Source organism: Burkholderia sp. WP42 (assembly GCF_000745665.1).
Classification (GTDB): domain Bacteria; phylum Pseudomonadota; class Gammaproteobacteria; order Burkholderiales; family Burkholderiaceae; genus Burkholderia; species Burkholderia vietnamiensis.
Genome location: NZ_JQJT01000022.1, coordinates 64,268 through 76,213, shown reverse-complemented (window position 1 = coordinate 76,213; position 11,946 = coordinate 64,268). Strand labels below are relative to the sequence as shown.

Annotated in this window: 12 protein-coding genes; 9 read left to right on the top strand and 3 right to left on the bottom strand. The window is 64.6% G+C overall.

Annotation, left to right across the window (positions count from 1 at the left end; translation table 11 throughout):
- Nucleotides 1-31: 31 nt before the first annotated feature.
- Nucleotides 32-1,306, top strand: coding sequence for an IS256-like element ISBcen18 family transposase (locus EX20_RS14620; RefSeq protein WP_414629610.1), 1,275 nt, complete (start codon nucleotides 32-34; stop codon nucleotides 1,304-1,306).
- A gap of 199 nt (nucleotides 1,307-1,505) precedes the next feature.
- Nucleotides 1,506-1,823: a DUF7716 domain-containing protein gene (locus tag EX20_RS14615; RefSeq protein ID WP_034193987.1), complete on the top strand. Its 318-nt coding sequence runs from the start codon at nucleotides 1,506-1,508 to the stop codon at nucleotides 1,821-1,823.
- Nucleotides 1,824-1,910: 87 nt separating this feature from the next.
- On the opposite strand, the gene icmH is transcribed toward EX20_RS14615, so the two are convergent.
- The 3 genes from icmH to tssJ all read right to left on the bottom strand — a co-directional run bounded on the left by icmH (nucleotide 1,911) and on the right by tssJ (nucleotide 4,738).
- Nucleotides 1,911-2,693 carry a type IVB secretion system protein IcmH/DotU gene (gene icmH, locus EX20_RS14610; protein ID WP_011883100.1) on the bottom strand — a complete coding sequence of 261 codons (783 nt, stop codon included), beginning with the start codon at nucleotides 2,691-2,693 and terminating at the stop codon, nucleotides 1,911-1,913.
- Nucleotides 2,690-4,036 (bottom strand): type VI secretion system baseplate subunit TssK, encoded by a 1,347-nt coding sequence (gene tssK / locus EX20_RS14605; RefSeq protein ID WP_011883101.1) that lies wholly within the window; start codon nucleotides 4,034-4,036, stop codon nucleotides 2,690-2,692. Before tssK ends, icmH begins: the two co-directional genes overlap by 4 nt.
- Nucleotides 4,037-4,138: 102 nt before the next feature.
- The gene (gene tssJ, locus EX20_RS14600; protein ID WP_172820452.1) at nucleotides 4,139-4,738 is read right to left on the bottom strand and encodes a type VI secretion system lipoprotein TssJ; all 600 of its coding nucleotides are present in this window, start codon (nucleotides 4,736-4,738) and stop codon (nucleotides 4,139-4,141) included.
- A 386-nt stretch (nucleotides 4,739-5,124) separates the two neighbouring features.
- On the opposite strand from tssJ, the gene EX20_RS14595 reads away from it, so the two are divergent.
- The 7 genes from EX20_RS14595 to tssG all read left to right on the top strand — a co-directional run bounded on the left by EX20_RS14595 (nucleotide 5,125) and on the right by tssG (nucleotide 11,935).
- Entirely contained in the window at nucleotides 5,125-5,760 is a 636-nt protein-coding gene (locus tag EX20_RS14595) for a tetratricopeptide repeat protein (protein WP_011883103.1), read from the top strand.
- Between the two features lie 54 nt (nucleotides 5,761-5,814).
- A complete protein-coding gene (gene tssB, locus EX20_RS14590) occupies nucleotides 5,815-6,330 on the top strand; it encodes a type VI secretion system contractile sheath small subunit (RefSeq protein WP_011883104.1) in 516 nt (171 codons plus the stop codon).
- 15 nt (nucleotides 6,331-6,345) lie between these two features.
- A complete protein-coding gene (gene tssC / locus EX20_RS14585; RefSeq protein WP_011883105.1) occupies nucleotides 6,346-7,836 on the top strand; it encodes a type VI secretion system contractile sheath large subunit in 1,491 nt (496 codons plus the stop codon).
- Between the two features lie 70 nt (nucleotides 7,837-7,906).
- On the top strand, nucleotides 7,907-8,410 hold the full coding sequence (locus EX20_RS14580; protein WP_011883106.1) for an Hcp family type VI secretion system effector: 504 nt from the start codon (nucleotides 7,907-7,909) through the stop codon (nucleotides 8,408-8,410).
- Nucleotides 8,411-8,472: 62 nt separating this feature from the next.
- On the top strand, nucleotides 8,473-8,958 hold the full coding sequence (gene tssE / locus EX20_RS14575; protein WP_011883107.1) for a type VI secretion system baseplate subunit TssE: 486 nt from the start codon (nucleotides 8,473-8,475) through the stop codon (nucleotides 8,956-8,958).
- A 77-nt stretch (nucleotides 8,959-9,035) separates the two neighbouring features.
- Nucleotides 9,036-10,871, top strand: a complete 1,836-nt coding sequence (gene tssF, locus EX20_RS14570) for a type VI secretion system baseplate subunit TssF (RefSeq protein WP_014722341.1) — start codon at nucleotides 9,036-9,038, stop codon at nucleotides 10,869-10,871.
- Nucleotides 10,835-11,935 carry a type VI secretion system baseplate subunit TssG gene (gene tssG, locus EX20_RS14565; protein ID WP_034193986.1) on the top strand — a complete coding sequence of 367 codons (1,101 nt, stop codon included), beginning with the start codon at nucleotides 10,835-10,837 and terminating at the stop codon, nucleotides 11,933-11,935. The genes tssF and tssG overlap by 37 nt, the downstream gene beginning before the upstream one ends.
- The last annotated feature ends 11 nt before the right edge of the window (nucleotides 11,936-11,946 follow it).

Sequence of the window (11,946 nt, the reverse complement as noted above, 5' to 3'; positions counted from 1 at the left end):
AGGCATATCATGAGGTGTAAAAGTCATGAATATGCCAATGAAGAAGAAAAGGCAAACTGTAGCGCGTCAGGCAGCGGCCCGCGGGCCGCTGCCTGAACTGCCCAAGGAACTGCTGGACCAACTGGTCAAGGGGCCGATGACGCCGACCGAGGTCCAGGATTTGATGCTGGCGTTCAACAAAGCAGTCATCGAACGCGCAATGGGCGCCGAGATGAATCTGCATCTGGGCTACCCGTCGGGCCAGTCCAAGCCGCCCGGGCAAGCCAACGAGCGCAACGGCGCCAGCGGCAAGACGGTCATCACCGATCGGGGCCCGGTTCGGGTCGAAGTCCCCCGCGATCGCGACGGCAGCTTCGAGCCGATCCTGATTCCCAAGCACGAGCGCCGCTTCACCGGCTTCGACGAACGCATCATCGCGATGTACGCCCGCGGCATGAGCGTGCGCGAGATTCAGGCCTTTCTGGCTGAGAGCTACGGCACCGAGGTGTCTCCCGACTTCATCAGTTCGGTCACCGACGAGGTGATGGCCGAAGCGCTGACTTGGCAGAGCCGCCCGCTCGAAACGATGTATCCGGTGGTGTTCTTCGATGCCCTGCGGGTCAAGATCCGTGACGATGGTGTGGTCAGCAACAAAGCCGTCTATCTGGCCCTGGGCATCCAGGCCGACGGCCAGCGCGACGTGCTGGGCCTCTGGATCGAGCAGACCGAGGGCGCCAAGTTCTGGCTCAAGGTGTTCAACGAACTGAAGACGCGCGGCTGCCAGGACATCCTGATCGCCGTGGTCGATGGCCTAAAGGGGCTCACCGAAGCCATCGGTGCGGCCTATCCGCGGACCACCGTTCAGACCTGCATCGTGCATCTGATCCGCAACAGCCTCGAATATGCCAGCTACAAGGATCGTAGGGTGCTCGCCGCCGCGCTGCGCCCGATCTACGCGGCTGCCAGCGAAGAGGCGGCACGGCAGGCGCTGCAAGACTTCGCCGACGGGCCTTGGGGCGCGAAGTACCCGACGATCGTGCAGTCGTGGCAACGCGCGTGGGAGCACGTCGCGCCGTTCTACGTGTTTCCGCCGGAGATTCGACGGGTCGTGTACACCACGAACGCGATAGAAAGTTTGAACATGCAGCTGCGCAAGATCATCAAGACCCGCGGTCACTTCCCGAATGACGAGGCGGCCATCAAGCTGCTCTGGCTGGCGTTGCGCAACGTACTGGCCAAGACCGTGCGGTCCGCGTTCGACTGGAAATCAGCAATGAATCAGTTTGCTATCCTGTTCGGAGAGCGATTTATGCAGGCGCGTGGATAACGTGCTGTTCAACCGCCTCGCCCACAAAAATGCGGACAGGTTCAGCCAACCGCCCGACACTCTCCGCCGAACCCACGCGCCGCACACGAAATTGGCATAATCCCCCCTCACCGCCGCAAGCGGCTACCCCGCAGCCCCTACGCGCCCCTTCCCGATCGCCCAACGCATCGATTCGACTCCCGTCACCACCGCAACATCCATGTCAACGATCACCGCGACCACCGTGTCGCTGAAGCACATTCTTGAACACCCTGGCGATTTCCACGGGTGGCTCTGCTTGCCGCAGATGCCGTGGACGCTCGATACGGAGGGCGAGTTCGCCGAAGGCACCGCTCACGCCGAAGGCGCCACGCCACCCGCCACCGCTCCACAAGAAGGTTGGCGCGTGACCTTGAACAGCGCGACGATCGAGGACATCGTCATCAACGCGCATGATCAGGTCGACGAACCAAGCATCGCGCAATTGCTCGACGCGTTCGTGTTCTACGTCGACAACGACGAGTTCATTCTTCTCTGAACGCGCCCGCCACGCCCGACACCACAGCAAAAAAGGACCGCCAAGCGGCCCTTCCCTCCAACGCGACAACGTCCGCTCACCGCAAGCTCAAGGCAACGAAATCGTCAAATTCGCCGACTCTGGCCCGACCTTGATCACCTGCGAATAAGGCGCGAGCGCCTGCAGCGTCTTGTCCTTCAGATAGGTGTTGAGCCCGAGATACCCGAGCAGCGCCACAAGCGCGAACACCGCACCGATCGCCCACACCGGCACCTCGCGCTTCAGCCGGTGTGCAATCTGATCCGGCAGCGGCCAATGCGGCGCGAACGCAGCGCGCTTGCCCTTCATATGCGCGATCTCGTCGCCGAGCCGCGCGGTGAGATAAGCGAGCTTCTCCGGCCCCTCGAGCAGATACTTGCCCTGGAACCCGAGCAGCAGGCACATGTGGAACACCTCGAGCGACTGCAGCCGCGCCGCACCTTGCGCCCGGCATTCCTCCAGATACTGGAAGAACTTCTCGCCCGCGAGCTGCTCGCCGAACAGCACCAGCTGCAGCGGCCGGCGTTCCCAGTCGGCCCGGATCTTGAACTGCGACGACAGCACCATCTCGTCGACGGCCGCGCAATACGCGAACTTCGCCGCATACACGTCCTCCGCCGCGATATTCAGCTTCTTCGCGCCGCGTTCGAAGTCCGACAGGAATTCCTGAATCTTCGTGCTGAACTCGCTCGCGCTGTCCGGCGCGCGGCCGTTCTTGAGCAGGAACAGCATGAAGAACCCGTCGTACAGCAGGTCGAGCAGCGAGCGGGCCTGGAACGCGGCGTCGGTCGACGCCGGGGTATGCAACGGGGCCGGCGCGTTGTCGCCGAACAGGGAAGGCGCGTAGCTCATGATGTGACCGCGATCAGTTCGAATTTCAGGTCATTGATGCCAGTCGGCGCATAGATCATCGCCGACTGGGCCTGCAGCATGCGCTCGTACAGCGCGCCGCGCGAGTCGAGCTGGAAGTAACACGCACCGGGCCGCACCGGAATCGCGGGCGGCACCTGCGGCATGTACGACAGCCGCACGCCGGGCATCGCCGACAGCACGAGCTTGTCGACGTCGTCCGGCGCACCGACCTTGAAGCGGGCCGGCACCGCGTCGATGAGTTCGACGTTCGGCATGTCGGCGGACACGGCCAGATAGAACTCGGTCTTGTCGTCGATCTTGCCCGAATCGAGGCGGCCGAGGTGGAACGACGGACGCACTTCGTCGAGCGTGATCGCGAAGTAGCGCGTCGAGATCACGGTGTCGAGCAGCTCGCGCAGCATCAGGTCGAGACGCGCGAAGCTCGGGCCCGGATCGTCGTGGCGATACACGGGCAGGTCGGCGAGCGTGTAGCCCTTCGAGAACGTCATCAGCTGGCCCGCGAGGCGCAGCAGCTCCTGGAACAGCCGCTCCGGATGCAGTGCCGCATGCTGATGCAGATGCGCGAGCGTCGCGAACGCAGCGTTCGCGGTGTGCAGCAGCCAGAACGACGCGATGTCGCCCGAACGGAACTCGATGATGTTCTTCGACGGCTCGCGGTGAAAGCCGTACAGCGCATTGACCTTCGCCTGCAGCGCGTCGACCAGCTGGCGCAGCCGCTGGTGCAGGATCGGCGACGCTTCGATCGCGAGACACGGCGGCACGAAGCTGTCGTCGAGCTCGAAGCCGGACGTCGCCGTGCGCCGCACGCGCACGAGCGGCACCGACAGCAACTGGTCGCGCGGCTCGCTGTGCGCGATCAGCTTCACCTGCGTCTTCAGGAACGTGATGTCGGCTTCGGCCGCGTCGGTGAAGTTGTCGGCGACGCTCGTCTGCTCGCTGACGAAACGCGTCGTGAAGCCGGACGCCGGATCGTCGCTGTAGTTGGTGCCGTTCTCGCGCAGCGGATGCAGCGCGAGGTAGAACACGAATTCGTTGATGCCGTCGGGCAGCGTGTCGAGCGCGATCGGCGGCGGCAGGTCGTCGGCCTGCGGCGCGGCATACAGCGCGCCGTCCGGGAACACGAGCGCGAGCTCGGCCACGCGCAGCACGTTGCTGCCGAGCGCATCGCGATCGATGCGCACCGAGCGCAAGCCCCAGTTGTACGGCTGGATCGCCTGGATCGATTCGAACAGGCGCGCCTCGTGATAGGCGTCCTGCCGTTGAAAGTGTTGAGGCCGGAGGAACAGCCCTTCCCCCCACAGCACCTTGGCCGAATAACTCATGTCAAATCCGGTTAATGTAGCGTTGCGATCTAATCGATTTGGTCGTGCCCGAATTAATCGCCAATTTGTTAACTCTTGTTAATTGACATTCGTGCGTCATGCTTATCCGCAGGTGACCGACGAAAGCAAATTCAGCGGTTGCGAAGGCGCACCCTGTTGCGGTGCGATCACGGTGCCATCGGTGACCGTCATCGCGCAATTATGCAGGCCGATGATTATGCCGGATTTCTCCGACTTTGCCGGGTCGAACGTCAGTTTCCAGCGCTGGATGGCCGGATCGCGGAACAGTGCGACGATGCCGAATGCCTGCGCTTCGCGCGACACCTTTTCGGTCGCCGTATAGCGCTGGCCCGGAATCAGCGTGATCTCGCGCACGTTCAGCAGATCGGCGCCGAGCGCGGCCTTTTCCTTGGTCGGATCGGTGAACGCGTCGAACGGCGCCTGCTGGAACGAAGTCGGGTCCTTCAGCGAGTAGAGTCTCACCACCAATGCGAGCGGCTTGCGATCGTTCGCGGCGTTCAGGTTCGACGCCGCCGCGAGCGTAAGCCCGATGTTGCGCGGCGGCTTCTGCGAATCCGGGAGCTCGGGCTTGCCGATGCCGGCGGCCTGCATCACGGCGCTCGCGGCCGAGCCGAGCAACGGGGCGGCCGCACATCCGGCCAGCAGCGCGCTCGCGAGCAGCGGCAGCGCATAGCGAATCATGGTCGATTTCATCGTGTTTCCGGCGTGCCGCCTTTAACTCCCCTGTCAAAACTGCCGGTATTGCTGCGCATCGCGCGCATGCCCGGCTTATCGGCCTTCAACTATTAAACATGCGGGCGCCGCAGCGTGTTTCGGAAATTTTTTCCGTCCTCGGTGCGCCACGCCACGGAGCAAGTAAAAGTTGCGCATTCCCTTCGCTGGAAAGGCTGTCCGCGGCCCATTGCGGAAGGCGTTTCGAGGGGGGGCGCACACTTTTAAAAGGAATTACTCTGCACGCAACGATTGAATTATGAAAAATTGATCGGTACTATACCCGCGCGCTTCTTGCAAAGCAAAAGAACCAGATTCTCAACGAATTTAATACTCACGCGCCGGTGGATATAACGATGAAAGACCGTCTCTTCGCAAAACTTTCTGGGGTAGTGCTGGCCTGCGGCGTCATCGCCGGTTGTGCGACCCAGCCGTCCGCACCGCCGAGCGCCGAGGTATTCAACAAGTCGCTGGCCGATGCGGATGCCGTCGCGAAGTCGGGCGATCAGGACAAGGCGCTCGGCCTGTACCAGCAACTGGCGAAGTCGGACCCGACGCGCGAAGAGCCGTGGTCGCGCATCGCGCAGATCCAGTTCGCGCAGAATCACTACGGCCAGGCGATCGTCGCCGCGCAGGAAGCATTGCAGCGCGATGCGACCGACCGTCAGGCGAAGAGCGTGCTCGCGGTCGCGGGCCTGCGGATCGCGACGCAGTCGCTCGGCGAGCTGCGCCAGGATGCATCGCTCGCGGGCGACGCGAAGTCCGACGCGCAGGCGCTCGCGAAGCAGCTGCGCGACACGCTCGGCGAATCCGCGCTGTTCCCGCCGGAGCAACGCGTCGCGAAGCCGCGCACGTCGCGCCGCATCATTCATCGTCCGAAGGCCGGCGCGGCGCCGGCCGCCGAGGCTGCAGCGCCGGCGCAGTCGGCTCCGCCGCAGGCCGCCGCCGCGCAGAAGGGCGGCGCCGATCCGTTCAGCGCGCTGCGCAACTGAGCGCAACAGCACGCAACTGACGCGATAACCACAACTAACCTGGGAGCCGTCGAGATGGCCAAGAAAGAGAGCATTCAGAAAAGTCTGCAGAAGATACGGCCGCCGCGTGTCCAGCTGACCTACGAGGTCGAGAAGGGCGACGCGATCGAGGTGAAGGAATTGCCGTTCGTCGTCGGGGTCGTCGGCGATCTGGCGGGCCAGTCGGAAGTCGAGCAGCCGAAGCTGCGCGACCGCAAGTTCGTCAACATCGACCGCGACAACTTCGACGACGTGATGAAGGCGATCGAGCCGCGCGCCGCGTTTCAGGTGGAGAACCGCCTGAGCGCGGACGGCGGCAAGTTCGCGGTCGACCTGAAGTTCCGCTCGCTGTCGGATTTCAGCCCGGACGAAGTCGTCGAGCAGGTCGAGCCGCTGCGCCGCCTGCTCGAGGCGCGCTCCAAGCTCGCCGATCTGCGCAACAAGCTTGCCGGCAACGACAAGCTCGAGGATCTGCTGTCCGAGGTGCTGACGAACACGCAGCAGCTGCAGGAGCTCGCGAAGGGCACCGGCGGCGACAAAGACGGCGAATGACGACGGAGTGTTGAGATGAACCAGCAAACGGCTGCGGCCCAAGCGAGCGGCGCGGAATACGCCGCCGGGACTTCGCTGCTCGACGACATCGTCGAGAAGAGCAAGGTCGCGAAATCCGATTCCGAGCATGCGCGCGCGAAGGACCTGATCGGCGAACTCGTGCATCAGGTGCTCGACGGCACGGTGATCGTGTCCGACAACCTGTCGGCGACGATCGACGCGCGGGTCGCCGAGCTCGACCGCCTGATCTCCACGCAGCTGTCCGCGGTGATGCATGCGCCGGAGTTCCAGCGCCTCGAAAGCACGTGGCGCGGCCTCGACTATCTGGTCAAGGAAAGCAACACCGGCCAGACGATCAAGATCAAGGCGCTGCACGCGCCGAAGCGCGACCTCGTGCGCGACTTCAAGGGCGCGAGCGAGTTCGACCAGAGCGCGCTGTTCAAGAAGGTCTACGAAGAAGAGTTCGGCACGTTCGGCGGCTCGCCGTTCGGCGCGCTGATCGGCGATTACGAGATCTCGCGCCAGCCGGAAGACATGTACTTCATCGAGCAGATGTCGCACGTTGCGGCCGCCGCGCACGCGCCGTTCATCGCATCGGCGTCGCCGGAGCTGCTCGGCCTCGAGTCGTTCGCCGATCTCGGCAAGCCGCGCGACCTCGGCAAGGTGTTCGATACGGTCGAATACGCGAAGTGGAAGTCGTTCCGCGATGCCGAAGATTCGCGCTACGTCGGCCTCACGCTGCCGCGCTTCCTCGGTCGCCTGCCGTTCAATCCGAAGGACGGCCAGACCGCAGAGAACTTCAACTTCGTCGAGGACGTCGACGGCACCGAGCACGACAAATACCTGTGGTGCAACGCGGCGTGGGCCTTCGCGGCACGCCTGACAGCCGCGTTCGACGACTTCGGCTGGTGCGCGGCGATTCGCGGCGTCGAAGGCGGCGGCCTCGTGGAGGACTTGCCGACCCACACGTTCAAGACCGACGACGGTGAAGTCGCGCTGAAGTGCCCGACCGAAATCGCGATCACCGATCGCCGCGAGAAGGAGCTGAGCGACCTCGGCTTCATCCCGCTCGTGCATTGCAAAAACTCGGATTACGCTGCGTTCTTCGCCGCGCAATCGGTGCAGAAGCCGAAAAAGTACAGCACCGACAGCGCGAATGCGAACGCCGTCCTGTCTGCCCAGCTTCAGTACATCTTCTCGGTATCGCGCGTCGCGCACTACCTGAAGGCGATGATGCGGGACAAGATCGGCAGCTTCGCATCGGCGCAGAACGTGGAGACTTTCCTCAACCGGTGGATTTCGCAATACGTTCTGCTTGACGACAACGCATCGCAGGAGCAGAAAGCGCAATTTCCGCTGCGCGAGGCATCCATACAAGTATCGGAGATTCCGGGCAAGCCGGGCTCGTATCGTTCGGTCGCGTTCCTGCGCCCGCACTTTCAGCTCGACGAACTCTCGATTTCTCTGCGACTTGTCGCTGATCTGCCCAAACCGGCAAATTCATAAGCGAGCAATTCGCCCGGGCGGGCCGCCTGGGTAGGACGTTAAAACCACCTCTTTGGGGAGTCGAAGGGCCATGTTACATATGCACATGCAGTTTGGTAGTCCGGCGGTGAAGGGCGAGTCCGCCGACAAGGACCATCAGGGCTGGATCGAACTGAAATCGTGGGATCACTCGATCGTTCAGCCGCGTTCGGCAACGGCATCGACCGCAGGCGGTCACACGATGACGCGTTGCGAGCACGGCGACATGATCTTCACGAAGGAGATCGATTCGTCGAGCCCGCTGCTGTATCAGCACGCTTCGGGCGGCACCACGTTCGACGAAGTCACGGTCCATTTCTCGCGCGCGGACGGCGAAGGCAAGCGCGTGCAGTATCTGGAAGTGAAGCTCAAGTACGTGATCATCTCGAGCATCGCGCCGAGCGTGCGTGAAGAAGGTCTGCCGATCGAGACGTTCTCGCTCAAGTACGCAGCCGTGCAGTGGAAGCAAACCCAGCAGAAGATCGGCGGCAACCAGGGCGGCAACACGCAGGGCGCCTGGAGTCTGACGAAGAACGACAAGACCTACGCGGTCTAAGGTCGGTTGCGGCAACGGGGCGCCTGGCGTCCCGTTGCCGTTTTCGCTGTGAACGCCGACCGATGAAACGCTTCGAACCCAGTTTTCTCGACAAGCTGTTCGACGACGAACCGCACCTGCCGGCCTCGGCAGCGATGCGGCAATTGTCGCTGGACGAGCTCAAGAACACGGTCGCCCGCGACGTCGAGGCGATCCTCAACACCCGTATCGCGCACACCGAACTCGAGCTGGCGGCGCTGCCGGAATGCCAGAAATCGGTGCTCACCTACGGGCTGAACGACTTCGCGGGCCTGAGCCTCGCGAGTCACTATGACCGCGCGTTCATCTGCAAGTCGATCCAGCAGGCCATCGCACGCCACGAGCCGCGGTTGCAGCAGGTGCAGGTGACGTTCGAGCTGAACGAGCAGTCGACCAACGCGCTGTACTTCGCGATCCAGGCGCTGCTCGTCGTGCATCCGGCCGAGGAGCCGGTGAATTTCGACGCGATGCTGCAGCCGTCGACGCTGCAGTATTCGGTCACGCGCGCACGCGCGGCCAGAATGCAGTAAATCAAGCTGCCGAGCGGGCCGGACCGCCCGGTGGCGGACCAGGGTCCGGCAGGAAAGATTGAGCTTCGGGGTCGTCGATGGAAGAATTGCTGCCGTATTACGAGCGCGAATTATCGTTTTTGCGGCGCTATTCGCAAGATTTCGCGGAACGCTATCCGAAGATCGCGGCGCGGCTCGCGTTGTCGGGCGAGCATTGCGAGGATCCCCACGTCGAGCGGATGATCGAGTCGTTCGCGCTGCTCGGCGCGCGCATCAACAAGAAGCTCGACGACGACTACCCCGAGTTCACCGAAGCGCTGCTGGAAGTGCTGTATCCGCACTACCTGCGGCCGTTCCCGTCGTGCTCGATCGCGCAGTTCACGCCGGCCTCGCCCGGCCAGCAGACCGAACCGGTCGTGATCCAGCGCGGCACCGAGCTGAAGAGCCGCCCGATTCGCGGCGTGCAATGCCGGTTCCGCACCGCCTACGACGTGACGCTCGCGCCGATCCGCATCTCCGAGGCACGCTTCACGCCGGTCGCGCTCGCGCCGAGCGCGACGGTGCTGCCGTCCAACGCGACGGGCGTGATCTCGATCACGTTCGAATCGCTCGCCGCGCAGCTCGACCTCGGCGCGCTGAAGCTGCCGTCGCTGCGCGCGCACTTGCACGGCGAGCAGTCGTTCGTCGCCGCGCTGACCGACTGCCTGTTCGTCAACGTGCTGGCCGCGTACGTCGAGCCGGAGCGCAATGGCCGCTGGACCGCGTTGCGCAACCTGCCGATCGCGCAGGCCGGCTTCGACGAAGACGACGCGCTGATCGATTACCCGGCGAAGTCGCATCCCGCCTATCGGCTGCTGACCGAATACTTCGCGTTTCCCGACAAGTTCGACTTCGTCGATTTCGACGTCGCGGCGATCGCGCGCGCGGCGGGCCGCTGCCAGCGCGCGACGCTGCATCTCGTGCTGCAGGACGTGCGCAGCGATTCGCATGTCGCGCGCCTGCTCGAGCTGCTGACGGCCAGCCATTTCCGGCTGTTCTGCACGCCGATCGTCAACCTGTTCCGCCAGCACGGCGAGCCGATCCGCATCACGCACCGCGCGGTGTCGTATCCGGTGATCGCCGAGGCGCGGCGCGCGTTCGCGTACGAGGTGTACTCGATCGATTCGGTGAAGCTCGTCAGGCAGCAGGCGCACGAGGAATCGGTGATCGAGTTCCGGCCGTTCTACTCGCTGCATCACGGCGAATCGGCGCGGATCGGCCACTACTGGTTCGCGCGCCGCAACGACTGGGTCGCGCAAAAGAGCCCCGGCTACGAAACGGAGATCTCGATCGTCGACATCGACTTCGAGCCGACGTCGCCGCAAACCGACACGCTGAGCCTCGACCTCACCTGCACCAACCGCGACCTGCCGGCGATGCTCGCGTTCGGCCTCGAAGGCGGCGACCTGTTCCAGGAAGGCGGCGCGCAGACGAGCGGCATCTCGATGCTGCGGCGTCCGACGCAGAGCGTGCGCTTCGAGCGCGGCCGCGCCGCGCACTGGCGGCTCGTGTCGCACCTCGCGCTGAACCACGTGTCGCTGGTCGCGCACGGGCTCGCGCCGCTCAAGGAAATGCTGACCTTGTACGACCTGCGGCGCACCGCGGTGTCGATGCGCCAGATCGACGGCCTCGCCGGCGTCGAGCAGCGCGGCGCCGTGCAGTGGCTGCCCGGCAAGCCGTTCGCCACCTTCGTGCGCGGCATCGAGATTCGCCTGACCATCGACGAGGAGCATTTCGTCGGCGCGAGCCTCGCGTCGTTCGTGCGCGTGCTCGACAGCTTCTTCGGGCTGTACGTGCACCTCAACAGTTTCGTTCAACTAGTCGTGGTGTCGAAGCGCACCGGCGAGGAGATCATCCGATGCAAGCCCCGAACCGGCGAATCGATCCTGGCGTAGTCGACGCGCTGCTCGACGAGCCGCACCGCTTCGAGTTCTTCCAGGCCGTGCGCGTGCTCGAGGGGCTGTTCGCGCGGCAGGCGTCCGATGCGCCCGGCGCGTGGCGGCAGGGCGACGTCGTCGCGCAGCGCATCGAGTTTCGCAACACGCTGTCGATCGGCTTCCCGCCGAGCGAAATCGAAGGCGCGCGCTCGTTCGACGACGACGGCACGCCGCTCGATTCGAGCGACGGGCGCGGCGCGGCGCTCGCCGCCGGCGAGCTCGGCCGCGTCCAGCTGACGCCCGCGTTCTTCGGGCTGCTCGGCGGGCAGGGCGCGCTGCCGCTGCACTACACCGAGCAGATCGTCGCGCGCGAGCATCTCAAGCGCGACCATGCGGCGCGCGCGTTCTTCGACGTGTTCTCGAACCGCGCGACCGCGCTGTTCTACGCTGCGTGGAAGAAGTACCGGCTGCCGTTCCATTACGAACTCGACCGCGACGAGCGCTATCTGCCGCTGTTGCTCGCGATCGCCGGCGTGCCGAGCGACGAGGTGCGCGACAGTCTCGCGGCCGGCGCGGGCGGCGTGCTCGACGAAGCCGTCGCCGGCTACGCGCTGGCCGCGCGGCATCGGCCGATGTCGGCCGCGTACCTGCAGCGCACGCTGTCCGACTACTTCCGCGTGCCGGTGAAGATCGACCAGTTCGTCGGCAAGTGGTACGACGTGCCGCCCGATCAGCTGAGCGTGCTCGGCGAAGTCAACGCCGTGCTCGGCGCGACGGCGCTGGTCGGCGAACGGGTGTGGCAGCGCGACATGCGCGCGCGGATCGTCGTCGGCGCGCTGTCCAAGCGCGATTACGAGGCGTTCCTGCCGGGCGGCCCGCACGCGATCGCGCTCGAACGGATGCTGACGCTGCTCGCCGGCGTCACGCTCGAATACGAGGTCAAGCTCGTGCTCAAGCGCACGGAAGTGGGCGCGAGCGTGCTCGGCGCGGGCTCGCGGCTCGGCTGGGACGCGTTCCTCTGCACGCGCGACGCGGCGGAGGATCGCTCCGACGCCCGCTACGAGCTGCACGTGATTCACTGACTGACAACAAA